Origin of the sequence: Pseudomonas putida, assembly GCF_025905425.1 — a bacterium.
Taxonomy (GTDB): domain Bacteria; phylum Pseudomonadota; class Gammaproteobacteria; order Pseudomonadales; family Pseudomonadaceae; genus Aquipseudomonas; species Aquipseudomonas putida_AF.
The window spans coordinates 4,270,461-4,294,058 of record NZ_CP109603.1 but is presented as its reverse complement, the minus strand read 5'-3'; the positions used below and the strand labels follow the sequence as shown (position 1 = coordinate 4,294,058).

The following is a 23,598-nucleotide window of genomic DNA, read 5'->3' as shown; positions in this document are numbered from 1 at the left end:
CGTTCGTCTTCCTCGCCAGCTGCAACTGCCAAGCATTTACATTTGCATGCGGTTGGCGTTTATCCCGAACTTCAGGATGTCTTGACGACGTGAATAACAACAAGCCCTTCCCACGCTTGCGCGCCCTGGCGCTGGCCCTCGCGGTCAGTGCCGTGGCCGTCAACAGCCACGCCGAACAGGCAGGCGCTGCAATCCAGATCCAAGCGCAACCGTTGGCTTCGGCGCTGAGCCAACTGGGCCAGCAGACCAACCTGCAGCTGTTCTACAGCCCTGAGCTTGTGGCCGGCAAACAGGCGCCGGCGGTGTCCGGCAACCTGGCGCCGGTGCAGGCGCTGCAGCAGTTGCTGCAAGGCAGCGGGCTGACCTTCGAGATGTCCCAGGACACCGTAGTGGTAAAGCCGCTGCCGACCACCCTTGACCTGGGCAGCGGTAGCCTGGAACTGGCGCCAACCGACATCAAGGTGGTCGGCGACTGGCTGGGCGATGCCGACCAGACCGTGGTGCAGAACCACCCGGGTGCGCGCACCGTGGTGCGTCGCGAGGCCATGGTGGAAAAGGGCGCGATGAATGTGCGCGACGTGCTGCGTGGCATCCCCGGCGTGCAGGTGCAGGACTCCAACGGCACCGGTGGCAGTGACCTGTCGCTGAACGTTGGCGTGCGTGGCCTGACCTCGCGGCTGTCGCCACGCTCGACCGTGCTGATTGACGGCATTCCTGCCGCCTTCGCCCCCTATGGCCAACCGCAGCTGTCGATGGCGCCGATCTCCTCGGGCAACCTCGACAGCATCGACGTGGTGCGCGGCGCCGGTTCCGTACGCTATGGCCCGCAGAACGTCGGCGGGGTGATCAACTTCGTCACCCGGGCCATCCCGCAGAAAGCCTCGGCAGCGCTTTCCACCACCCTGGAAACCTCGCAGCACGGTGGTTGGAAACACACCGAATCGGCCTTCGTCGGCGGCACCGCCGACAACGGCATGGGCGTCGCGCTGTTGTACACCGGGGTGAATGGCAACGGCTACCGTGAGAGCAATAACGGCAACGACATCGACGACGTCATCCTCAAGACCCACTGGGCGCCGACCGACGTCGATGAGTTCTGGCTCAACTTCCATTACTACGATGGCCGTGCCGACATGCCCGGTGGCCTAACCCAGGCGCAGTACGACAGCAATCCGTACCAGTCGCTGCGTGACTACGACTACTTCGCTGGCCGGCGCAAGGATGTGTCGTTCAAATGGCAACGCCAGCTCGACGACGCTACCCAGTTCGAAGTGCTGACCTACTACACCGACAGCTTTCGCGGCAGCGCCATCGCCTCGCGTGACATGAAGACCCTGTCGTCGTACCCGCGCAACTACCACACCTTCGCCATCGAGCCACGGGTGTCGCGGATCTTCTTCGCCGGCCCGACCACCCAGGAAGTCAGTGTTGGCTACCGCTACCTCAAAGAAGCCATGCGCGAGCAGTCCACTCGCCTGGCGTTGATCGACAACGTACCGACGCCCACCCCGACCTCCGACGGCCATGTGTTCCAGGACCGCAGCGGCGGCACCGAGGCCAGCGCCTACTACATCGATGACAAGATCGATGTCGGCAACTGGACCATCACCCCGGGCATCCGCTTCGAACACATCAACACCGACTGGCGCGACCGCCCGGTGCTGGACGCCAACAACCGTCCGGTGGCGGAGAAGAAACGCAGCATCACCAGCAACGAGCCGTTGCCAGCGCTGAGTGTGATGTACCACATTTCCGATGCCTGGAAGGTGTTCGCCAACTACGAGACCTCGTTTGGCAGCCTGCAGTACTTCCAGTTGGGCCAGGGCGGCACCGGCAACAGCACGGCCAACGGCCTGGAGCCGGAAAAGGCCAAGACCTACGAAATCGGTACGCGGTATGACAACGGCGGCTTCGCTGGTGAGCTGACGGCGTTCTACATCGACTTCGATGATGAGCTGCAGTACATCAGCAACGATGTGGGGTGGACCAATTTGGGGGCCACCCAGCACCAGGGCATCGAGGCCTCGGTGCGCTATGACCTGGCCGGGCTGGACCCGCGTCTGGAAGGCCTGTCGATCAATGGCGGCTACACCTACACCCGCGCTACGTACGAAGGCGAGATTCCAGGCTTCAAGGGCCGCGATTTGCCGTTCTACTCACGCCAGGTGGCCACTGCCGGTGTGCGCTATGAGATCAACCACTGGACCTGGAACCTGGACGCCTACGCCCAATCCAAGCAGCGCGCGCCGGGTACCGGGATCAATGCCGATGGCAGCTTCAACGGCGACTACATCACCGAGCCGAGCGCCGATGGGCAGTATGGCGACATTCCGGGTTACGTGACCTGGCATGCCCGTGGCGGGTACGACTTCGGGCCGAAGCTGTCCAACCTGAAGCTGGCGGCGGGGGTGAAGAACCTGTTCGACAAGCAGTACTTCACCCGCTCCAGTGATAACAATGCCGGCATTTATGTGGGTGAGCCGCGGACCTTCTATGTGCAGGCCAGTGTAGGGTTCTGATACTGCATCCCCTTCTTCGCGGGCAAGCCCGCTCCCACAGGCTTTGCGCTGCGCAGAACCTGTGGGAGCGGGCTTGCCCCGCGAATGGGGCGCAAAGCGCCCCCAGCTTTCTAGGAAACCACCGCCTCAGCCGGCGAAACGATACTGGTCTTCGCCCCCCGCGATCGCCCCGAGCTCAAGTAAGCCGCAATCGACTCCTGCGTCACCTCGCCCAAAAACACCTGCTCGGCATCCAGCACCGGCAACCACGCCCGATTGAACTCGTACATCCGCGACAACAGGATGCGCAAATGCTCATCGTGCGAAGCCGTGGCATTGAACGGGCGCAGGAAGTCGCCACAGGTCCCTTGCTGGCGGTGCATGTCGCGCCGGCGCACATACCCCAGCGCCTTGTTCTGCGCGTCGGTTACTACCACATAGCGGCGGTCGTGCTCGTCCAGCAGCTCCAGCGCATCGCTCACCGGTGTTTCCGGGCTCACCGACGGCGCGTTGTCCGCCGCATCTTCGGCGCGTACCAGCAGCAGGCGTTTCAGCGTGCTGTCCTGGCCGACGAAGTTGCTCACGAAATCATCCACCGGGTGTGCCAGCAAGGTGTCCGGGTGGTCCAACTGCAGCAGCTTGCCGGCGCGGAAGATGGCGATCTTGTCGCCTAGCTTGATCGCTTCGTCGATGTCGTGGCTGACCATGATCACGGTCTTGTTCAACGCCCGCTGCATCTCGAAGAACTCGTTCTGGATCATCTCGCGGTTGATCGGGTCGACCGCACCGAACGGTTCGTCCATCAACAGCACCGGGGCCTCGGCCGCCAGCGCGCGGATCACGCCGATGCGCTGCTGCTGGCCGCCGGACAGCTCGCGCGGGTAGCGCTGCAAGTACTGCTTGGGTTCGAGCTTGATCATGTGCATCAGCTCACGGGCGCGGTCGTGGCACTTCTGCTTGTCCCAGCCGAGCAGCCGCGGGACCACGGTGATGTTCTCTTCGATGGTCATGTTGGGGAACAGGCCGATCTGCTGGATCACATAGCCGATGTGGCGGCGAAGGGTCACTTCGTCCAGCGCGCTGGTGTCTTCGCCATTGATGAACACCTGGCCGGAGGTCGGCGTGATCAGGCGGTTGATCATCTTCAGCGTGGTGCTTTTGCCACAGCCCGAGGGGCCGAGGAACACGCAGATTTCGCCCTCGTTGACAGTCAGGCTGACGGCGTCCACGGCTTTGACATCCTTGCCGTTGACGTTGAAGGTTTTGCTGAGGTTCTTGAGTTCGATCATGAGCGCAGTCCTTCTGGAGTCAGGGCACGTTGCAGGGTTTGCAGGAGCAGGTCGGCGATGATCGCCAGCAGGCTGACCAGCACGGCGCCGACCAGCAGCATCGACATGTCGCTGCGGCTGATGGAGGTGAGGATAAGCACACCCAGGCCGCCGGCACCGATGGTCGCGGCAATGGTCATCACGCCGATGTTCATCACCACGGCAGTGCGCACGCCGGCAAGGATCACCGGCACCGCGATGGGCAGCTCGACCATGCGCAGGCGCTGGCCGAAGGTCATACCGATGCCGCGTGCGGCTTCACGGATGCCGGGCTCGACGTTGGTCAGCGCCAGGTAGGTGTTGCGCAGGATCGGCAGCAGCGAATAAAGGAACACCGCAGTGATCGCCGGCAGCGGGCCGAGGCCCTGGCCGAACTTGGAATAGAACGGCAGCAGCAGGCCGAACAGGGCGATCGACGGGATGGTCAACAGCACCGTGGCACTGGCTTGCAGGGGGCCGGCGACGGCCGGAAAGCGGGTCATCAGGATGCCCAGTGGCACGCCGACGAGGATCGCCAGGCTGACGGCGATGCCCACCAGCATGATGTGCTGCCAGGTCAGCTGCAGGACCTGGGCCCAGTCGAGGTGGGCGAAGGTGTCGAGCAGGCTCATGGCTGTACCTCCTTCAGAGGGTGTTCACGCAGGAAGGCTGCGGCCACCGCGGTCGGGTTCTGGTGTTCGACGTCGACCTTGGCGTTGAGCTGGCGCATGGTCTCGTCGTCGAGCTGCTCGGCCAGCGGTTTGAGCAGGGTGGCCAGTTGCGGGTTGGCGTCGAGCACGGCCTTGCGCACCACCGGGGCGGCGGTGTAGTCGGGGAAGTAGTGCTTGTCGTCGTTCAGCAGCTTGAGGTTGAACGCGCTCAGACGGCCGTCGGTGGTGTAGACCAGGCCGGCGAATACCTGGTTGTTGCGCATGGCGGTGTACACCAGGCCGCCGTCCATCTGGCGGATGTTGCGCCGGTCCAGCGGCAACCCGTACAGCTCACGCAGGCCTACCAGGCCATCGGGGCGGTTGGCGAACTCGGTGTCCAGGGCCACCAGATGGGGGCGGTCGCTCTCGTTACGTAGCACCCGGTTGAGGTCGCTGATCGAGTTGACCTGTGGGTAGGCTTCGGCAACGTGCGGGGGCAGGCCCAGGGCATAGGTGTTGCTGAAGTTCGATGGCGTCAGCCAGATCAGACCCTTCTTCGCATCCAGTGCCTTGACCTTGGCGTAGGTGGCCTCGGCGTTGGGCATGCGCTCGTCGATGTGGTTGTAGGACACCAGCGACACACCGGTGTATTCCCACATCAGGTCGAGCTGGCCGGTTTCCTGGGCCTGGCGGGCGATGCTGCTGCCAAGGCCGGTGGTCACGCGCACGTCAAAGCCGTTGGCGCGCAGGTACTGGGCGGTGATTTCGGCGAGCACGGTCTGTTCGGTGAACACCCGCGCACCGATGCGAATCAGCGGTTTGTCCGCTGCCTGGGCAAAACCTGCGAACAGCAGGGCCGCGCCCAGCAGCAAGGCGATTCTCTTTTTCATACGTTCCCTCGTTTTATTGGGCCAGGCCACGTTCCAGCCAGCGCTTGCTGGAGAAGCTCACCAGGGCGTCGAGCAACAGTGCCAGCAGCGCCGTACAGGCGGCGCCCAGCAGTAGCTGTGGCTGGTTGTTCAGGGCAATGCCAGGGAAAATCAGGCTGCCCAGGCTGTTGGCGCCGATCAAAAACGCCAGGGGCGCAGTACCCACGTTCAGCGCCAGTGCCACGCGCACGCCGCCGACGATGATCGGTACGGCATTGGGCAGCTCCACTTGCCACAGTTGCTGGCGCGGGGTCATGCCGATGCCGGTGGCGGCTTCCTTGAGCGAGGCGGGGACGTTTTTAAGGCCCTCGTAGGTGTTGCGCACGATGGGCAGGAGGGAGGCGAGGAACAGCGCGAAGATCGCGGGCCCGGCGCCGATGCCCAGGATACTGAGCGCGATGGCCAGAACGGCCAGAGGGGGGATGGTGTTGCCAACGTTGAAAAACTGCATGAAGCGTTCGGCTTTGTCGACCCGGTGCGGTCGACTTAACGCAATGCCAGCGGGGATGCCCACGGCCAACGCCGCCGCCATCGAAGCCAGCACCAGTACCAGGTGCGCTTGCAGGTAGAACCCAAGATCGTCGCGGTAACGCGCGATTGTGTCAGTGCCGATCCAGTGGATCAGCAGGGCCAGGATGACGAGCACGGTGGCGCATCCCAACAGCCCTTTTCCGTAGCGTGTAGCCACAGGCGGACTCCTTGTGTAGTCGGCGAGCACACTCTCTTTTTGGCCGGCCATACCTGGCAGCGAGTGGTGTGTTCGCGAGTAGCAGCGTGAAGCAACCGAAGGCTGCGATCAGGCCATGAGCCGAACCCCGTCGGGCCCGAAAATGCTGATGAAACCAGTCCCCAAGCGAAGCGGGTTGCAGGGGAGTGGACGTCTCCGTGGGCGTAAAGGTTCCCATCTGAGGCGGCATTTGGCCAGTGTTAATCACTGGAGGTATCGATTGTTCGTACGAAAAAACAGCGCAATTCCTAGCTAAAGGCGTTGGATTACCTGCTATCAAGCGATTTGCACGAGAGGCAATATCTCCGCTGAAATTAACTCAATATTCACTTGAGGGAATATTCCTTCGGAGGTATGTTGGCCGTGTGGTCTATAGGGATGTGCATGGAATTCATGGTCGAGTTCGAGCAATTGGCCGATGAAGTACAGGACGAATTGCTGTCCCAACTTCATCTGCTTGAACGCCGAGGCCCTGCTCTTGGGAGACCTCGTGTGGATACCCTGAATGGCTCGAAGCACTCGAACATGAAAGAGTTGCGTTTCAGCGCCGATGGCGGTGTTTGGCGAGTCGCGTTCGCGTTCGACAAGACACGTTGTGCGCTTCTGTTGGTTGCGGGTGATAAAGCCGGCATCAGTCAGCATAGGTTTTACCGAAGCCTGATCGAGCGTGCCGATGAGCGCTTTGATCGACACCTGTCCAGAGGTTGAAAACATGTACAAGACACTTGAAGAAGTGATGAGCGAGCTTTCACCTGAGCGTAGAGCGAGAGTCGAAAAGCGCGGCCGTGAACTTATCCGCGAAGAAATGACGCTTCAGGCGCTGCGCAAGCAGCTTGAGATCACTCAGGAAGGGATGGCGGAGCGTCTCGACGTGCGTCAGGGGAACGTTTCGAAGGTTGAAAATCGCAGTGATATGTTGATCTCCACCCTGCGAACGTATCTGGAAGCCATGGGCGGTAGGCTGGAGTTGGTGGTTCATTTACCGGGACGCGCGCCGGTCACAATCGAGGGGTTTACTGAGGACCCGGTTTCACACGTCTGATTTTCCAGCGGCGCGATTAAGAGGGGGGCACGTCCGGTCGGCACGCATTTTGGTCTCGCGTGCTACTTCAGGTATGATACTGCCCCTTTTCGATCCCCAGTCAGGCGATTTCCCATGACCAACCAGGCCGCCGAAGTCGCGAAGCGCCGCACTTTCGCCATTATTTCCCACCCCGACGCCGGTAAGACCACCATCACCGAGAAGCTCCTGCTGATGGGCAAGGCCATTGCCGTCGCCGGTACCGTGAAGTCGCGCAAGTCCGACCGCCACGCCACCTCCGACTGGATGGAAATGGAGAAGCAGCGCGGCATCTCCATCACCACCTCGGTGATGCAGTTCCCGTACCGCGAGCACATGATCAACCTGCTCGACACCCCCGGCCACGAAGACTTCTCGGAAGACACCTACCGCACCCTGACCGCAGTGGACTCGGCGTTGATGGTGCTCGACGGCGGTAAAGGTGTAGAGCCGCGGACCATCGCGCTGATGGACGTCTGCCGCCTGCGCGACACGCCCATCGTCAGCTTCATCAACAAACTCGACCGTGACATCCGCGACCCGATCGAACTGCTCGACGAAATCGAGGCGGTCCTCAAGATCAAGGCCGCGCCAATTACCTGGCCGATCGGTTGCTACCGCGACTTCAAGGGTGTGTACCACCTGGCCGGCGACTACATCATTGTTTACACCCCAGGCCACGGCCATGAGCGTACCGAGGTAAAAATCATCGAGAAGCTCGATTCCGATGAAGCCCGTGCGCACCTGGGGGACGAATATGATCGCTTCCTCGAACAACTCGAACTGGTACAGGGCGCCTGCCATGAATTCGATCAGGACGAGTTCATCAACGGCCAGCTGACGCCGGTGTTCTTCGGTACCGCACTGGGCAACTTCGGGGTCGACCATGTGCTCGACGCTGTTGTCGACTGGGCGCCGCGCCCGCTGGCCCGTGTGGCCCACGAGCGTACCGTGGAGCCGGTGGAAGAGAAGTTCACAGGCTTCGTGTTCAAGATCCAGGCGAACATGGACCCGAAACACCGCGACCGTATCGCCTTCATGCGTATCTGCTCGGGCAAATACGAGAAGGGCATGAAGATGCGCCACGTGCGTACCGGCAAGGACCTGCGCATCGGTGACGCGCTGACGTTCTTCTCGTCCGAACGTGAGCAACTGGAAGAGGCCTTTGCCGGCGACATCATCGGCCTGCACAACCACGGCACCATCCAGATCGGCGACACCTTCACCGAAGGCGAAGCGCTGGGCTTCACCGGTATTCCGCACTTCGCCCCGGAGCTGTTCCGCCGCGTGCGCCTGAAGGACCCGCTCAAGTCCAAGCAGCTGCGCCAGGGCCTGCAGCAGCTGGCAGAAGAGGGCGCGACCCAGGTGTTCTTCCCAGAACGCAGCAACGACATCATCCTCGGTGCGGTCGGTGTGCTGCAGTTCGATGTGGTCGCCAGCCGTCTGAAGGAAGAGTACAAGGTCGAGTGCGCCTACGAGCCGATCACTGTCTGGTCGGCGCGCTGGATCAGCTGTGACGACAAGAAGAAACTCGAGGAATTCCAGGTCAAGGCCATGGAAAACCTGGCCATCGACGGTGGCGGCCACCTGACCTACCTGGCCCCGACCCGGGTCAACCTGGCGCTGATGGAAGAGCGCTGGCCAGACGTCAAGTTCCGCGCTACTCGCGAACACCACTGATCGTCGAGTTGGCCTAGAGCCCTGTAGGAGCAGCGCAAGGCTGCTCCTACGCTAGTTTCCGACTTTGATACGGGGCCTGATGGAGTCGATCTGTCGGGCGCCGCCTCTCTACCGCCTTCTCAATGCATGAAACCTTCCATGAAGTCCGCAAGCGAGCTGGCCAGGCGCCGTCTCCAGGGCGCGCTGGCGGGGTTGGCGAGGGTGCGGTCCTCGTGGACGAAGCTCTGGATGATCGCGTTGTAGCCCAGCCAGCGGCAGGGCTCGGGCGGCCAACTGGCCAGGCTCGACAATGGGCGGTTGTCGAGTACCCAAGGTTGGCCGGTCAGTTCGTTCTGCTGGCCGAGGATCAGTGCGGCCAAGGTCCGCCCGCCGAGGTTGGTGGCACCAACCCCTTCGCCGCCATAACCACCGGCCAGTGCAATACCACGCTGACGGTCGCACAGCATGTGCGGGCGGAAGCGCCGGGCCATGCCCAGGTTGCCGCCCCAGGAGTGGGTGATGCGCACATGCCTGAGTTGTGGGAACAGCTCGCTGAACAGGTAGCGACGCAGCTCGACTTCGGCCTCGTTCAGGGTGAAGTCTTCGCGTAGCCGGCCGCCGAAGCGGTAGCCGCCGCGAGCGCCGAACACCAGGCGATTGTCGGCGGTGCGCTGGCCGTAGGTGACCTGACGGCTGCTTTCGCTGAACGCCTGGCCTTGGCTCAGGCCGATCTGCTCCCAGGTCGACTCTGGCAGTGGTTCGGTGGCGACCAGCAAGCTCTGCACCGGCAGTTGATGCTTGCCCAGCGGTGGCAGGCTGGCGGCATACCCTTCTACGGCGGGCACCATCCATTGGCAGCGGATGCGCGCCTGGGGCGTACGCACTTCACCAGGCTGCCAGTCGATGGCGGGGGAATTTTCGTAGAGGGGCACACCCAGGCGCTCAACCGCCCGGGCCAGGCCGCGTGCCAGCTTGGCGGGCTGGATGGTTGCAGTGTGCGGGCTGTAGATCGCGCCGTAGGCGTTGCTCACCCGCAGGTGCCCATCCAGCTGCTCGGGCCGCAGCCAGCGATAGTCCTCCTCGGTCATGCCCTGGCGGTACAGGTCGTCGAGGTAGGCGCGCAGGCTGCGCTCCTGTTCCGGGTAGCGGGCGGCGCAATACAGCACGCCGCCTTTGCGGTAGTCGCAGTCGATGGCTTCGCGCTGCAGCACGGCGTGGACGTGGTCGGGGATGCCCTGCAGCAGGTCGATGCTGGCGCGGCGTTGTTGCGGCGACAGGGTGGCGAGCAGGCGGTCTTCGCCGAGCATATTGCCCATCAGCCAGCCGCCGTTGCGCCCGGAGGCACCGAAACCGGCGATGTTGGCTTCGATCACGGCAATGCTCAGGTGTGGCGCCTGGCGCTTGAGGTAATACGCAGTCCATAGGCCGGTGTAGCCGGCACCGATGATGCACACGTCTACGTCGAGGTCTTCGCGCAGCGCCGGGCGGGCACACAGCGGCTCGTCGAGTTGGTCCATCCACAGGCTGAGGGTTCGCAGGGGTTGCATCAGGTTCGGCTCCACAATCGGTCAATGTGAGCGCGAGCACCCGGTCGAGGTCGCGGTGTTTCCAGCACAGGTGTAGCGCATCACAACTTCGGCGGTGATGGCGTCTGCTTAGGGCCGTCAGTTGGGCGCAGGGTGCTCATGTACAGATAGTGCCAGATCGACCGGCATTGCAGAACACGGCGTCGGTAAGCCTTTAATCCCGCATTTTGCACGGTCAATGAGTAGCTCTGCGCATTAAGTGATTGATTTCGCTGGATGTCATTTTTTGACACAACTGGCACATCCCGTGCACCGGCTACAGGGCGAACGGACTTGTTGATCACTACAAAGGCGAAAACACCATGATCCCCTCTGCCGATTACCCCTATGTAGATACACAGCAACGCTCAGGCGTGTCCTGGGCGGCCATCTTCGCGGGGGCCGCAGCGGCAGCCGCGTTGTCATTGATCCTTGTGGTGCTGGGTGCGGGCCTGGGCTTCGCGGCCACTTCGCCCTGGGCCGATGAAGGCGCCAGCGCCCAGACCCTGGGCGTGTCGGCGATCATCTGGTTGCTGTTGACGCAGATTCTCGCTTCAGGCCTGGGCGGCTATATCGCCGGCCGGCTGCGGGTGAAGTGGGCCAATCTGCACGGCGATGAAGTGTATTTCCGCGATACGGCCCATGGCTTCCTGGCGTGGGCAGTGGCCACGCTGGTTGCCGCCCTGTTGATCGTGGGCACCGTCGGTGGCTTGGCCGGTGCAGGCGTGCAGGCGGGTGCGACTGCGGTCGGGGCTGCTGCGAGCATGGCGCCCAAGCCTGATGCCCATGGGTATTTCGTCGACAGCCTGTTCCGTAGCGATGGCCCGGCAGCGGTCAGCGACGATGCTGCCAACGGTGTAGCGGCGCGGATCCTGGCCAAGTCGATCGCACAGGGTGGCGCAATGGCCGAAGGTGATCGCGCCTACCTCGCACAATTGGTCGCGCAGCGTACTCGCTTGAGCCAGGCGCAAGCCGAAGCGCGGGTGGACGAAGTGTACGCTCAGGTGCAGCAGGCCAAGGTGCAAGCCAAACAGGCGGCTGATACGGCGGCCAAAGTGGCGGCCTGGACCGCGCTGTGGACCTTCGTTGCGCTGCTCTGCGGGGCGTTCTTTGCCAGCCTGGCTGCATTGTTCGGTGGCCGTCAGCGCGACCGCGTGGTGTGGCTGGAAGGGGAAGGCGTGGGTTACACGACCCATCGAAGCATTCAACGTTAAGGAAGGAGAAACATCATGCGCTCATTACTGCTGTGGATGCTTGGGGTGCCGATTCCGGTGATTATCCTGATCGCGATATTCATGCATTGAGACGATGGGGCCGCTTTGCGGCCCTTCGCGGGGCAAGCCCGCCCCCCACAGATATCCCACTGCTCTCAAGAACAGTGAGATATCTGTGGGAGCGGGCTTGCCCCGCGAAGAATGTCACACCGACCTAGAGAAATTGCTCCGCATAATGGCAGGCGACTTGCCGGGTCCCCACCTGCCTGAAGGCCGGCACTTCAACAGCACACCGCTCCGTCGCATACGGGCAGCGCTTGTGAAACGCACACCCATCCGGCGGGTTCAGCGGGTTAGGCAGCTCCCCCACAATGCGGATCTTCGGCTTCAACGGGTCCGGGTGAATCGCCGGCGTCGCCGACAGCAATGCCTGGGTATACGGATGCAGCGGCTTCTCGTAAATATCCGCCTTCGGCCCCATCTCCGCCGGCCTTCCCAAGTACATCACCAACACCTGATCCGCCACATGCCGCACCACCGCCAGGTTGTGCGAGATGAACACATAGGCCGTGTTGAATTCTTTCTGCAGGTCCATGAACAGGTTCAGCACCTGCGCCTGGATCGACACGTCCAGCGCCGAAGTGGGTTCGTCCGCCACCAGCACCTTGGGTTGCAGCATCATCGCCCGGGCCAGGGCGATACGCTGGCGCTGGCCGCCCGAGAACATGTGCGGGTAGCGCTGGTAGTGCTCGGGGCGCAGGCCGACCTGCTCCATCATCTTCTGCACTTTTTCGCGCCGCTCGGCCTTGCTCAGCGAGGTGTTGATCAGCAGTGGCTCGGCCAACTGGTCGCCGATCTTCTGGCGCGGGTTGAGCGAGGCATACGGGCTCTGGAAGACCATCTGCACATCGCGGCGCAACTGCTTGCGCTCGGCCTTGCTGGCACCTTTGACTTCGGTGCCGGCGATCTGCAGTGAGCCGGAAGATGGCTCTTCGATCAGGGTCAAGGCGCGGGCCAGGGTCGATTTGCCACAGCCGGACTCACCGACCACGGCCAGGGTCTTGCCCGCCTCCAGTTCGAACGATACGCCATTGAGTGCGCGCACCAGGGCGTGGCCCTTGAACAGGCCACGGGAGACTTCGTAATGCCGGGTCAGCTCCCGTGCGGTAAGTACGACGGCCATCACGCCACCTCCTGGTTCAGCGGGTAGAAGCACCGCACCAGGCTGTGGGCCTGGGGGGCGAGGGGCGGGCGTTGTTGCCGGCAATTGTCCTGCACGTACGGGCAGCGCGGTGACAGCAGGCAACCTTGCGGCCGGTCATAACGGCCAGGGACGATGCCGGGCAGGGTGGCCAGGCGCTCAGCGCCGATGCTGTGCTCGGGGATCGCCGCCAGCAGTGCTTCGCTGTAGGGGTGGGCTGGGACGTCGAACAGCTCGGGCACCTGGCCCACTTCCACGGCTTGCCCGGCATACATCACACAGACACGCTTGGCGGTTTCGGCCACCACGGCCAGGTCATGGGTAATCAGGATGAGCGCCATGTTGCGCTCCTTCTGCAAGTTGACCAGCAGCTCCATGATCTGCGCCTGGATGGTCACATCGAGGGCGGTGGTCGGCTCATCGGCGATCAGCAGCTTGGGTTCGCCGGCAATCGCCATGGCGATCGCCACGCGCTGGCTCATGCCGCCGGACAGTTGGTGCGGGTAGGCGTCCAGGCGGCTTTCCGCAGCCGGGATCTCGACCTTCTTCAACAGCTCCAAGGCACGCTGGCGCGCAGCTTTGCCCTTCAGGCCCAGGTGCTGGCGCAGCACTTCCTCGATCTGGTAGCCCACGGTGAAGCTGGGGTTGAGCGCGGTCATCGGGTCCTGGAAGACCATGGCGATGTCCTTGCCCACCACCTTGCGCCGCTGACGGCCGCTGAGCCTGAGCATGTCGGTGCCGTTGAACGTCATGGCATCGGCGGTGATGCGCCCAGGGGCGTCGATCAGGCCCATCAGGGCCATCATAGTGACGGATTTGCCTGAGCCGGATTCGCCGACGATGGCCAGGATCTCGCCGGCATCCACCGCCAGGTCCAGGCCGTCCACCACCGGTACCGCGTTGGCGTCGCCGAAGCGCACGTTCAGGTTGTTGATCTGCAACAGTGACATGGCGTTCTCCTCAGGCGGCGTTCTTGAGTTTCGGGTCCAGCGCATCGCGCAGTCCGTCGCCCATCAGGTTGATTGCCAGCACGCTGAGCAGAATGGTCACCCCCGGCAGGCTCACCACCCACCAGGCCCGCTCGATGTAGTCGCGGGCCGAGGCCAGCATGGTGCCCCACTCGGGGGTCGGCGGTTGCACACCCAGGCCGAGGAAGCCCAGGGCCGCGGCGTCGAGGATCGCCGAAGAGAAACTCAAGGTGGCCTGCACGATCAACGGCGCCATGCAGTTGGGCAGCACGGTGACGAACATCAGGCGCGGCAAGCTGGCACCCGCCAGGCGGGCGGCGGTGACGTAGTCACGGTTGAGTTCGCCCATCACTGCGGCGCGGGTCAGGCGCACATAGGCGGGCAGCGAGACGATGGCGATGGCGATCACGGTGTTGATCAGGCCAGGGCCGAGGATGGCGACGATGGCCACGGCCAGCAGCAGCGACGGCAGGGCCAGCATCACGTCCATCAGGCGCATGATCGATGGGCCGAGGAAGCTCGGGAAGAAGCCGGCCAGCAGGCCCAGCAGAATCCCTGGGATCAGCGACATCACCACCGACGACAGGCCGATCAGCAATGACAGCCGGGCGCCCTGGATCAAGCGCGACAGCAGGTCGCGGCCCAGTTCGTCGGTGCCGAGGATGAATTGCCAGGTACCGCCTTCGAGCCACACCGGAGGGGTCAGCAGGAAGTCGCGGTACTGCTCGCTTGGGTCATGTGGCGCGACCCACGGCGCGAACAGCGCGCAGAACACCACCAGGCACATGAAGGCCAGGCCCATCACCGCGCCCTTGTTTTGCGCGAAGGCGTGCCAGAATTCCTTGTATGGCGAGGGGTAGAGCAGGCTCTGGTCCACCGGGCTTGCCGGTGTGACGGGTTTTGTAATCGGGCTAGTCATGACGAAGGCCTCAGCGCTGATGACGGATGCGTGGGTTGGCCAGGCCGTAGAGGATGTCCACGACGAAGTTGACCAGAATCACCAGGCAGGCGATCAACAGGATGCCGTTCTGGACCACGGGGTAGTCACGGGCACCGATGGCTTCGATCAGCCATTTGCCGATGCCCGGCCAGGAAAAGATGGTTTCGGTCAGCACGGCACCGGCCAGCAGCGTGCCGACCTGCAGGCCGAACACGGTGAGCACCGGGATCAGCGCATTGCGCAGGCCGTGCACGAACACCACGCGGGCCGGCGACAGGCCTTTGGCGCGGGCAGTGCGGATGTAGTCTTCGCGCAGCACTTCGAGCATCGACGAGCGGGTCATGCGGGCAATCACCGCCAGCGGAATGGTGCCCAGCACGATGGCCGGCAGGATCAGGTGCATCACCGCGTCCTTGAACGCGCCTTCTTCGTCGCTGAGCAGGGTATCGATCAACATGAAACCGGTTTTCGGCTCGATGTCGTAAAGCAGGTCGATTCGCCCGGACACGGGCGTCCAGCCCAGGCTTACCGAGAAGAACATGATCAGGATCAGGCCCCACCAGAAGATCGGCATGGAGTAACCGGCGAGTGAAATGCCCATCACCCCATGATCGAACAACGAGCCGCGCTTGAGCGCGGCGATCACCCCGGCCAACAGGCCGACGATGCCGGCGAACAGCAGGGCGGCGAAGGCCAGCTCCAGGGTGGCGGGGAACAGGGTGAGGAACTCGGTCCACACGCTTTCGCGGGTGCGCAGCGATTCGCCCAGGTCACCCTGGGCGAGCTTGCCCACATAGTCCAGGTACTGGACCGGCAGCGGCTTGTTCAGGCCCAGGCGCTCCATGGCCTGGGCGTGCATTTCGGGGTCGACCCTGCGCTCGCCCATCATCACTTCCACCGGGTCGCCGGGGATCAGGCGTATGAGCGCAAAGGTCAGCAAGGTGATACCGAAGAAGGTCGGGATCAGCAGGCCCAGGCGCCGGGCAATAAAACTCAACATTGTCGGGGTTACCTCTTCAGGCCATGCGGCAGTCAGCGCGTCACGGCAATGCCGCCGGTCCCCGTGTGGGCTGCCGGCGGTCGTTGTTTTTCTACTTCACCCGAGTGGTGGCGAAGTTGTTGTTGGTCAGAGGGTTGATCACGTACCCCTCCACATTGTCACGCATGGCGGTAAACATCTTCGGATGGGCCATGCTGATCCAGGGCTGGTCGTCATCGTACACCTTCAATGCCTCGCTATAGAGCCTTGCACGCTCGCCGTTGTCGGTCACTTCACGGGCCTGGGTGATCAGCGCCTGGAATTTCGAGTTGCACCAGCGTGCGTAGTTCTCGCCATTTTTCGCCGCCTCGCAACTGAGCAGCGGGGTGAGGAAGTTGTCTGGGTCGCCGTTGTCGCTGGCCCAACCGGTGGAAACCAGGTCGGCTTCGCCTTTTTTGGCCCGGCGCAGCATCTCTGCCCACTCCATGACACGGATATCGAGCTTGATGCCGACCTTGGCTAAGTCCGCCTGGAGCATTTCGGCCGACAGCCGCGGGTTGGGGTTGGTTGGGCCGCCGCCGTTGCGGGTGAACAGCGTGATGACGGTACCCTCCGGCACGCCGGCCTCTTTGAGCAGTGCACGTGCCTTGTCGAGGTCGCGGGGCGGGTTTTTGTTGCTGCTGTTGAAGCCGATCATGGCAGGCGGGTAGGGGTTGATGCCGACCACGGCGTTGCCTTTTCCGAACAACTGGTCGACGTGGGTCTGGCGGTCGAACGCCATGTCGATGGCTTTGCGCACCCGCACATCGCTGAGGTATTTGTGCTCGGTGTTCATGGCGATGTAGCCGGTGACCAGCGCTTCGATTTCGGCGACCTTGAGCTTAGGGTCGACTTTGATCGACGGCACGTCGTCGGGCTTGGGGTACAGCGCTACCTGGCATTCGTTGGCGCGAAGCTTTTGCAGGCGCACATTGCTGTCGTTGGCGATGGCAAAAATCAGGGCATCGGCCGGTGGCTTGCCGCGGAAATAGTCCGGGTTGGGCTTGTAGCGGACCTGGGCGTCCTTGTTGTAGCGCTGGAAAATGAACGGGCCGGTGCCGATCGGCTTGCTGTTGAGGTCACCGGTTTTGCCGGCCTTGAGCAGTTGGTCGCCGTATTCGGCCGAGTAGATTGAAGTGAAGGCCATGGCCATGTCGCGCAGAAACGGCGCTTCTGGCCGGGTCAGGGTGATCACCACGGTGTGTGCGTCGGTCTTGTCCACCGACTTGAGCAATTTGCCAAAGGCCATGCTTTCAAAATACGGGTAGCCGACGCTGGTCTTGGCGTGCCAGGGGTGTTGCGGGTCGAGCTGGCGGCGCAGGCTCCACAGTACATCGTCGGCATTGAAGTCGCGGGTTGGGGTGAAGTAGTCGGTGGTGTGGAACTTCACCCCCTGGCGCAGGTGAAAGGTGTAGGTCAGGCCATCGGCGGAAATGTCCCAGCGTTCGGCCAGGGCCGGCTCGATGTCGGTGGTGCCGGGTTTGAAATCGACCAGGCGGTTGAACACCGTTTCGGCCGAGGCGTCGGCGGTAACCGCAGTGGTGTACTGGACGATATCGAAGCCTTCGGGGCTGGCTTCGGTGCACACCACCAGCGGCTTGGCCGCAAGGTGCGTGGCGCTGCCCAGGATGAGCGCTGCCAGGGCAGCGCGAAGCGGTAGCGATTTCATGAGTACTCCCTGCAAGCATTGATTCCAGCGTAGCCGCCACGGCCTGATTTTTTCAGTTTGGCGAAGCAGGCCGTGGCGTCATGGGTCAGAGGATGTTGAACGGAATGGTGGTCACCACCCGGAACTCGTCCAGGCTGCCATCGGCCTGGGCCTTGCTCGCGCGGTGCGCGGTGTAGGTGGCGCGGATGCTGGTGTCCTTCAGCGGGCCGCTCTGCACTGCGTAGCTGGTGCCGATGCCCCACTCGTAGTGGGTCTCGCCGTCCATGCCAGCGACGTCATAGGCGGTGCCACGGTAATGCGTGCCATCGATACCCCAGCCGCGCGCGTTGTACAGGTTGAACTTCAGGCCCGGCACGCCGTACGGCGCCATGTTCAGCACATAGGAAATCTGCAGCGATTTCTCGTTCGGGCCGTTGAAGTCCGAAAGCAGCGAGTTGGCCAGGTAGATGCCGTTGGTTTCGTGCAGGTAGTCGAAGTACTCGTTGCCGTTGACCTGCTGCCAGGCGGCCGAAAGGGTGTGGGCCTGGTGTGTCAGGGCAAGCGACAGGCTGTAGGTGTCGTTGTCGATCTCGCCCATCTTCTTGCTGCCTGCGTCCACGGTCTTGTAGTAGTTCAGGCCGGTGGAAAGGCTCAGCACGCCACTGTCGCCGAGTACATGGTTGGCGCCGAAGTAGTACTGGTTCCAGAAGTCGTCGACCTTGGTGGCGTACAGGCTGGTGCTCAAACTCCGCAACGGCTGGTAGTTGACCCCGGCGGTGCTGGCGCGGTCGGTCTCGACGCCAGCGGCGCCGTACTCGCTGCGGAACTTGCTGAGGCTTTGCTCGGTGCGCGGTGAGACGCGGTCGAAGGTGCCCAGGTCGAACGACAGGTTGTCGAATTCGGCGCTGTGCAGGAAGGCGCCCTGGAAGCTCGAAGGCAGGGCGCGATTGCCGATGTAGGCGATCATCGGTGTGTCCACCGACTGGCGGCCGACGGTCAGGGTGGTGTTGGACACACGGGCCTTGATGTTGCCCAGGCCCAGTTTGCTCCACTGGCCGATGGGGTCGCCGTCGCTGTGGGTCAGTGTCCGGTTGTTGGGGCCAGCGATGGCCTGGCGGTCCTGCAGCAGGGCAACGGCGTTGTAGCCGGCCGCTTCGACAGCGAAGCCCACGGTGCCTTGGGTAAAGCCCGAGCTGTAATTCAGAATGGTGCCTTGCAGCCAGTTCTCGCGGCTGTGGGTGTCGTGGCGGGTGCCGTCGCTTTTGTAGTACTTCCACAGCGGGGCGCGGGTGGCGCGCTCGCGGGCATACCAGTTGCGGGTGGAGCCGGTCAGGCTCTGGCCGTCGACGAAGCCTTTAGCCTGGTCTTGTTCGCTGCTGGTTTTGAGGCTGAAGGGGACGTAGTCCTGGCTCTGGGGTTCGGCCTCGGCCACGGAGCAGAAGCTGCCGATGGTCAAGGCCAGTGCGGTTGAGGTGAATATTCTCAAGGTGAAAGCTCCCTTTCCTTTTTCTAGTTATTACCGGCCTTGTGAGCCGGGCGTGTTGCTGCGGTGTTGCCAGGGTTGCCTGGGGGTGCCGGGCTAATCAGGGGGAGAGTCTGTTGCCAGCACTGGCCTCTTTGCGGGCTTGCCCGCGAAGAGGCCAGTGCAGGTTTAAAAATCAATCAACACTCACACCGGAAAAATCATTGCGGCCAAAGGGGCTGACCTTGAAGTCGGAAACCTTTGCACTGATCGGTTGGTTCACCGTGGAATGCGCCACCGGGGTAATCGGCACCTGCTGCTTGAGCCGCTGCTGGGCCTGCTGGTAGAGGGCCGTGCGTTGTGCGCGGTCGGTCACTTGCTTGGCTTGTTTGACCAGGTTGTCGTACTGCGGGTCGCACCACAGGGAGTAGTTGTTGCTGCCGATGGCGTCGCAGTTGTAGAGGGTGCCGAGCCAGTTGTCCGGGTCGCCGTTGTCACCGGTCCAGCCGATCAGGGCAATGTCGTGCTCGCCGCTTTTCATGCGCTTGAGGTATTCACCCCATTCGTAACTGACGATCCGCACCTTGAAGCCCAGCTTGCTCCAGTCGGCTTGAAGCATTTCGGCCATGAGCTTGGCGTTTGGGTTGTACGGGCGCTGTACCGGCATGGCCCAAAGGGTGACTTCGGTGCCTTCCTTGACCCCGGCCTGCTTGAGCAACTGCGTGGCTTTATCGGGGTCGAAGGGGGCGTCCTTGAGGCTGTCGTCATAGGACCACTGGGTGGGGGGCATGGCGTTCACCGCCAACTGCCCGGAATCCTGATACACCGCCTGGAGGATCGCCTGCTTGTTCACCGCCATGTCCATCGCCTGGCGTACTTCCAGGCGGTCGAAGGGGGGGTGCTGGGTGTTGTAGGCGATATAACCGAGGTTGAAGCCGGGTTGTTGCAGCACGTCGAGTTTTGTATCGGCCTTGAGCGCCGGCAAGTCAGCCGGTCGCGGGTGCAAGGTGACCTGGCATTCGTTGCGGCGCAGTTTCTGGATGCGCACCGAGGGGTCGATGTTGATCGAGAACACCAGGTTATCGATCTTTACCTCTTCCGGTGCCCAGTAGTCTTTGTTGCCCTTGAAGCGGATTTGCGAATCCTTCTGGTAGCGCTGGAACACGAACGGGCCGGTGCCGATGGGTTGTTGGTTGATGTCGCTGGGTCGCCCACTGGCCATCAGGTGCTCGGCGTACTCGGCGGAAAGGATGGAGGCGAAGCTCATGGCAATGTTCTGGATGAACGCGGCGTCGACCGTGTTCAGGGTGAACACCACGGTCAGTGGGCCAGCCTTCTCGATGCGGGCGATGTTCTTGTCCAGGCCCATGCTGATGAAGTAGGGGAATTCGGTGGGGTAGGCCAACCGGAACGGGTGGCCCTTGTCGAGCATGCGGTTGAAGGTGAACAGCACGTCGTCGGCATTGAAGTCGCGGCTTGGGGTGAACGCCTTGTTGGCGTGGAACTTGACGCCCTCGCGCAGGTGGAAGGTGTAGCGCAGGCCATCTTCGGAGATGTCCCATTTCGTGGCCAGGGCCGGGTGCACGGCGGTGCCGCCGCGTTCGAATTCGGCCAGGCGGTTGTAGATCGGTTCGGCAGCATCGTTGTCGGTGGCGCTGGTGTACTGGGCGGTGTCGAACCCGGCCGGGCTGCCTTCGGAGCAGAACACCAGGTTTTTTGCGAGCAACGCAGGGGATTGGCTCATCAGGCCCAGCGCAAGCAGGGTCGAAAGGGCGGTGGCATGGCGCATGGCAAGTCCTTGTTCGTCTGTTTGGCCGCCTCGGGGTACGAATGGCGGCAACAGGGTGCCTATCCCGCTGCGGGTAGCAGCGGGCGGCGGGAGGGTTAAGGCTGTGGAGGGGCAGGCACCCGCTGCGCGGCGGGTGCCGGGGGCTACCCTATTTGTCCACGCTGACGCCGTAGAAGGCGTTCAGCGCAAATGGGCTGATCTTGAAGTCCTTCACCTTGGCACTCATGGGTTGGTAGACGGTGGAGTGGGCGATCGGGGTGATCGGTACCTGCTCCTTGAGGATGTGCTGCGCCTGCTTGTACAGCTCGGTGCGCTTGGCCTGGTCCGAGGTGGCTTTGGCCTGTTTGATCAGGTCGTCGTAGGGCTTGTAGCACCACTTGGAGAAGTTGTTGCCGTCAACGGCATCGCAGCCGTACAGGGTGCCCAGCCAGTTGTCCGGGTCACCGTTGTCGCCGCTCCAGCCGATCAGCATGGCGCCCTGTTCGCCACCTTTGGAGCGCTTGATGTACTCGCCCCATTCATAGCTGACGATCTTCGCCTTGATGCCGATCTTGGCCCAGTCCGCTTGCAGCATCTCGGCCATCAGCTTGGCATTGGGGTTGTACGGGCGTTGCACCGGCATGGCCCACAGGGTGATCTCGGTGCCTTCCTTGATGCCGGCTTGCTTGAGCAGCTGCTTGGCCTTCTCCGGATCAAAGGCGGCGTCCTTGATGGTGTCGTCATAGGACCACTGGGTGGGCGGCATGCCGTTCACTGCCAGTTGGCCGGCACCCTGGTAAACCGACTCGATGATCTTTTTTTTGTCCACTGCCATGTCCAGTGCCTGACGCACTTCGAGTTTGGCCATGGGGTTGGGCTCGTTGCTGCCCTTGATCTTGTCCATTACGTTGTAGGCGATGTAGCCGAGGTTGAAGCCGGCCTGCTGCGGCATTTGCAGGTTCTTGTCAGCCTTGAGCGGCTCGATATCGGCCGGGCGCGGGAACAGCGTGACCTGGCACTCGCCCTTCTTCAGCTTTTGCATGCGCACCGAGGCATCGGTGGTGATGGCGAAGATCAGGTTGTCGATCTTCACGTCCTCGGGTTTCCAGTAGTCCTTGTTGCCCTTGAAGCGGATCTGCGCGTCTTTCTGGTACTTGCTGAACACGAACGGGCCGGTGCCGATCGGTTTTTGATTGAGGTCGGCGGCCTTGCCGCCCTTGAGCAACTGGTCGGCGTACTCGGCGGACTGGATGGAGGCAAAGCTCATCGCCAGGTTCTGGATGAACGCGGCGTCCACTTCGTTGAGGCCGAACTTGACGGTGTGGTCGTCGACTTTCTCCACCTTGGCGATGTTGTTGTCCATGCCCATGTCGGTGAAGTAGGGGAATTCGGTGGGGTAGGCCTTACGGAACGGGTGGTTCTTGTCGAGCATGCGGTTGAACGTGAATAGCACGTCGTCGGCATTGAATTCGCGGCTGGGCTTGAAGTAGTCAGTGGTGTGGAACTTGACCCCTTCGCGTAGGTGGAAGGTGTACGTCTTGCCGTCGTCGGACACTTCCCATTTTGTCGCCAGGCCCGGGATCACAGCGGTACCACCGCGCTCGAACTGGGTCAGGCGGTTGAACACGGTCTCGGCCGAGGCGTCGAAGTCGGTTCCCGTCGTGTACTGCCCTGGGTCGAAGCCTGCCGGGCTGCCTTCGGAGCAGAACACCAGGTTGGACGCCGCGTGGGCGAGCGGTGCGCCAGCGAGCAAACCTGCGCCGAGCAGGAACGGAATGACTGCGTGTTTGAGCATGGTGGCCTCATTGTTGTCATTTTTCGATTGAGGCGGCCTCGTGAGCCGACCTGAGGATACTTATGCAGGGGCTATTCCCAATGCAACACTCACAAGGATAGTTGGCGCCAGAAAGGTGGTACGGGCGTACATGGATGTCGCATTGGTATAACTTTCGGCGAAGTTGAACGTTTGCGCGGGCAAAATGATGGCAATTGCGGGATGTTTCGAAGAGGCGGGGTTTGTAAGCTGCACCTTAAAAGTGCGTAGGAAATATCTTAAGTTGCGTAATTGGGGCTGCCTTGCAGCCCATCGCGGCGCAAGGCCGCTCCCACAGGGGAAGGCGCTCGCGTCGCTGTTTGTGGGAGCTGCCTTGCGCCGCGAAAGGGGCGCAAAGCGCCCCCAGCGTCATCAGGGCATCTGAATTTCGATCAAGCCATCGGCATTCATGCTCACTTCGCTGGTACCCGCCTCGATATCCGGCGCTGGCGCCGCTTCGTCAGCGCCCATGGCTTTCATGGCCATCGGTGCGCTGCGCAGGTAAGGGCGTGGATAACCGCTGCTGTTGAGGTTCAGGTTGACCACTTTATAGCCCTTGCCACCCAGCGCCTCGGTGGCCAACTGGGCGCGTGCCTTGAAGGCATTGACAGCGTCCTTGAGCAAGTCGTCTTCGCTGGCCTTGCGCGTGGCCGGGGCAATGGAGAAGTCCATGCCGCCCATTTTCAGTTCTTGCAGCAGGTCGGCGGTCAGTTGCGACAGGGCCGGGAAGTTGGCGCTTTCCAGGCGCAGCTCGGCGCGTTCACGCCAGCCGGTGATCTTCTGCCCTTTGCTGTCGTAGACCGGGTAGCTGTTGCGGCTGCCCTGGCTGATCTTCACATCCTTGACCTGACGCGACTGTTGCACAGCCTTGTTCATGGTCTCGGTGATCTCTTTGGCGAGTTTGCCCGGGTCGGTGTTCTGCGCTTCGCTGTAGAGGGTCACGACCATCAGGTCGCGCGGCACTTCCTTGCTGACTTCGGCACGCAGCGACACCTGGTTGAAGCGCGGCTCATCGGCCGCTAGCGCGGGCAGGCTGGCGAGCAGGCCGCAAGACAGGATCAGGGCAGTGCCGCGACGAGGGATTTGCATGTAAGACTCCTTGGCAATAAAAGGGCGTGGGTTTTGGTCATCCATTCCACGCATGGCCCATCAGACCGGGAACAGTGTAGTG

19 protein-coding genes are annotated in these 23,598 nt (G+C 62.5%); 5 read left to right on the top strand and 14 right to left on the bottom strand.

Features of this window, described 5'->3' with window-relative positions:
* The first annotated feature begins 89 nt into the window (after positions 1–89).
* Positions 90–2,519: a TonB-dependent siderophore receptor gene (locus OGV19_RS19220; protein WP_264310196.1), complete on the top strand. Its 2,430-nt coding sequence runs from the start codon at positions 90–92 to the stop codon at positions 2,517–2,519.
* Between the two features lie 110 nt (positions 2,520–2,629).
* On the opposite strand, the gene OGV19_RS19215 is transcribed toward OGV19_RS19220, so the two are convergent.
* The 4 genes from OGV19_RS19215 to OGV19_RS19200 are packed head-to-tail and all read right to left on the bottom strand — an operon-like array spanning position 2,630 to position 6,072.
* A complete protein-coding gene (locus OGV19_RS19215) occupies positions 2,630–3,787 on the bottom strand; it encodes an osmoprotectant ABC transporter ATP-binding protein OsmV (RefSeq protein WP_264310195.1) in 1,158 nt (385 codons plus the stop codon).
* The gene (locus OGV19_RS19210; RefSeq protein ID WP_008090677.1) at positions 3,784–4,437 is read right to left on the bottom strand and encodes an ABC transporter permease; all 654 of its coding nucleotides are present in this window, start codon (positions 4,435–4,437) and stop codon (positions 3,784–3,786) included. The genes OGV19_RS19215 and OGV19_RS19210 overlap by 4 nt, the downstream gene beginning before the upstream one ends.
* Positions 4,434–5,345: a glycine betaine ABC transporter substrate-binding protein gene (locus OGV19_RS19205; protein WP_264310194.1), complete on the bottom strand. Its 912-nt coding sequence runs from the start codon at positions 5,343–5,345 to the stop codon at positions 4,434–4,436. The genes OGV19_RS19210 and OGV19_RS19205 overlap by 4 nt, the downstream gene beginning before the upstream one ends.
* A 13-nt stretch (positions 5,346–5,358) precedes the next feature.
* Complete coding sequence (locus OGV19_RS19200; RefSeq protein WP_264310193.1) at positions 5,359–6,072, bottom strand: ABC transporter permease; 714 nt, start codon at positions 6,070–6,072, stop codon at positions 5,359–5,361.
* 432 nt (positions 6,073–6,504) lie between these two features.
* Between OGV19_RS19200 and OGV19_RS19195 the strand changes: the two genes are divergently transcribed.
* The 3 genes from OGV19_RS19195 (at position 6,505) to OGV19_RS19185 (ending at position 8,851) form a co-directional block, all read left to right on the top strand.
* Positions 6,505–6,819, top strand: coding sequence for a type II toxin-antitoxin system RelE/ParE family toxin (locus OGV19_RS19195; protein WP_413470144.1), 315 nt, complete (start codon positions 6,505–6,507; stop codon positions 6,817–6,819).
* A complete protein-coding gene (locus OGV19_RS19190; protein WP_264310191.1) occupies positions 6,785–7,153 on the top strand; it encodes a type II toxin-antitoxin system RelB family anti-toxin in 369 nt (122 codons plus the stop codon). Before OGV19_RS19195 ends, OGV19_RS19190 begins: the two co-directional genes overlap by 35 nt.
* 114 nt (positions 7,154–7,267) lie before the next feature.
* Positions 7,268–8,851 carry a peptide chain release factor 3 gene (locus OGV19_RS19185; protein WP_264310190.1) on the top strand — a complete coding sequence of 528 codons (1,584 nt, stop codon included), beginning with the start codon at positions 7,268–7,270 and terminating at the stop codon, positions 8,849–8,851.
* A 119-nt stretch (positions 8,852–8,970) separates the two neighbouring features.
* Here the strand turns inward: OGV19_RS19185 and OGV19_RS19180 are convergent, their stop codons facing one another.
* Positions 8,971–10,377 (bottom strand): NAD(P)/FAD-dependent oxidoreductase, encoded by a 1,407-nt coding sequence (locus OGV19_RS19180; protein WP_264310189.1) that lies wholly within the window; start codon positions 10,375–10,377, stop codon positions 8,971–8,973.
* Positions 10,378–10,718: 341 nt separating this feature from the next.
* On the opposite strand from OGV19_RS19180, the gene OGV19_RS19175 reads away from it, so the two are divergent.
* Positions 10,719–11,609, top strand: a complete 891-nt coding sequence (locus tag OGV19_RS19175) for a hypothetical protein (protein WP_264310188.1) — start codon at positions 10,719–10,721, stop codon at positions 11,607–11,609.
* 214 nt (positions 11,610–11,823) lie between these two features.
* On the opposite strand, the gene OGV19_RS19170 is transcribed toward OGV19_RS19175, so the two are convergent.
* The 9 genes from OGV19_RS19170 to OGV19_RS19130 form a co-directional block, all read right to left on the bottom strand.
* A complete protein-coding gene (locus OGV19_RS19170) occupies positions 11,824–12,792 on the bottom strand; it encodes a peptide ABC transporter ATP-binding protein (RefSeq protein ID WP_264310187.1) in 969 nt (322 codons plus the stop codon).
* Positions 12,792–13,760, bottom strand: coding sequence for an ABC transporter ATP-binding protein (locus tag OGV19_RS19165; protein ID WP_264310186.1), 969 nt, complete (start codon positions 13,758–13,760; stop codon positions 12,792–12,794). Before OGV19_RS19165 ends, OGV19_RS19170 begins: the two co-directional genes overlap by 1 nt.
* 10 nt (positions 13,761–13,770) lie before the next feature.
* Entirely contained in the window at positions 13,771–14,697 is a 927-nt protein-coding gene (locus OGV19_RS19160; protein WP_264310185.1) for an ABC transporter permease subunit, read from the bottom strand.
* 10 nt (positions 14,698–14,707) lie between these two features.
* A complete protein-coding gene (locus tag OGV19_RS19155; RefSeq protein ID WP_016485006.1) occupies positions 14,708–15,718 on the bottom strand; it encodes an ABC transporter permease subunit in 1,011 nt (336 codons plus the stop codon).
* A gap of 91 nt (positions 15,719–15,809) precedes the next feature.
* Positions 15,810–17,405, bottom strand: a complete 1,596-nt coding sequence (locus OGV19_RS19150; protein WP_264310184.1) for an ABC transporter substrate-binding protein — start codon at positions 17,403–17,405, stop codon at positions 15,810–15,812.
* An 85-nt stretch (positions 17,406–17,490) separates the two neighbouring features.
* Positions 17,491–18,870: an OprD family porin gene (locus OGV19_RS19145; protein WP_264310183.1), complete on the bottom strand. Its 1,380-nt coding sequence runs from the start codon at positions 18,868–18,870 to the stop codon at positions 17,491–17,493.
* A 172-nt stretch (positions 18,871–19,042) separates the two neighbouring features.
* Entirely contained in the window at positions 19,043–20,635 is a 1,593-nt protein-coding gene (locus OGV19_RS19140; RefSeq protein ID WP_264310182.1) for an ABC transporter substrate-binding protein, read from the bottom strand.
* A gap of 148 nt (positions 20,636–20,783) precedes the next feature.
* On the bottom strand, positions 20,784–22,409 hold the full coding sequence (locus OGV19_RS19135; RefSeq protein ID WP_264310181.1) for an ABC transporter substrate-binding protein: 1,626 nt from the start codon (positions 22,407–22,409) through the stop codon (positions 20,784–20,786).
* Positions 22,410–22,799: 390 nt separating this feature from the next.
* Positions 22,800–23,516, bottom strand: coding sequence for an SIMPL domain-containing protein (locus tag OGV19_RS19130; protein WP_264310180.1), 717 nt, complete (start codon positions 23,514–23,516; stop codon positions 22,800–22,802).
* Positions 23,517–23,598 lie beyond the last annotated feature (82 nt).

Bases quoted from the DNA above. Each gene is read 5' to 3' on its own strand.
- OGV19_RS19215 (WP_264310195.1), bottom strand. From the start codon at position 3,787: ATGATCGAACTCAAGAACCTCAGCAAAACCTTCAACGTCAACGGCAAG.
- OGV19_RS19210 (WP_008090677.1), bottom strand. From the start codon at position 4,437: ATGAGCCTGCTCGACACCTTCGCCCACCTCGACTGGGCCCAGGTCCTG.
- OGV19_RS19205 (WP_264310194.1), bottom strand. From the start codon at position 5,345: ATGAAAAAGAGAATCGCCTTGCTGCTGGGCGCGGCCCTGCTGTTCGCA.
- OGV19_RS19195 (WP_413470144.1), top strand. From the start codon at position 6,505: ATGGTCGAGTTCGAGCAATTGGCCGATGAAGTACAGGACGAATTGCTG.
- OGV19_RS19190 (WP_264310191.1), top strand. From the start codon at position 6,785: ATGAGCGCTTTGATCGACACCTGTCCAGAGGTTGAAAACATGTACAAG.
- OGV19_RS19185 (WP_264310190.1), top strand. From the start codon at position 7,268: ATGACCAACCAGGCCGCCGAAGTCGCGAAGCGCCGCACTTTCGCCATT.
- OGV19_RS19180 (WP_264310189.1), bottom strand. From the start codon at position 10,377: ATGCAACCCCTGCGAACCCTCAGCCTGTGGATGGACCAACTCGACGAG.
- OGV19_RS19175 (WP_264310188.1), top strand. From the start codon at position 10,719: ATGATCCCCTCTGCCGATTACCCCTATGTAGATACACAGCAACGCTCA.
- OGV19_RS19170 (WP_264310187.1), bottom strand. From the start codon at position 12,792: ATGGCCGTCGTACTTACCGCACGGGAGCTGACCCGGCATTACGAAGTC.
- OGV19_RS19165 (WP_264310186.1), bottom strand. From the start codon at position 13,760: ATGTCACTGTTGCAGATCAACAACCTGAACGTGCGCTTCGGCGACGCC.
- OGV19_RS19160 (WP_264310185.1), bottom strand. From the start codon at position 14,697: ATGACTAGCCCGATTACAAAACCCGTCACACCGGCAAGCCCGGTGGAC.
- OGV19_RS19155 (WP_016485006.1), bottom strand. From the start codon at position 15,718: ATGTTGAGTTTTATTGCCCGGCGCCTGGGCCTGCTGATCCCGACCTTC.
- OGV19_RS19150 (WP_264310184.1), bottom strand. From the start codon at position 17,405: ATGAAATCGCTACCGCTTCGCGCTGCCCTGGCAGCGCTCATCCTGGGC.
- OGV19_RS19140 (WP_264310182.1), bottom strand. From the start codon at position 20,635: ATGCGCCATGCCACCGCCCTTTCGACCCTGCTTGCGCTGGGCCTGATG.
- OGV19_RS19135 (WP_264310181.1), bottom strand. From the start codon at position 22,409: ATGCTCAAACACGCAGTCATTCCGTTCCTGCTCGGCGCAGGTTTGCTC.
- OGV19_RS19130 (WP_264310180.1), bottom strand. From the start codon at position 23,516: ATGCAAATCCCTCGTCGCGGCACTGCCCTGATCCTGTCTTGCGGCCTG.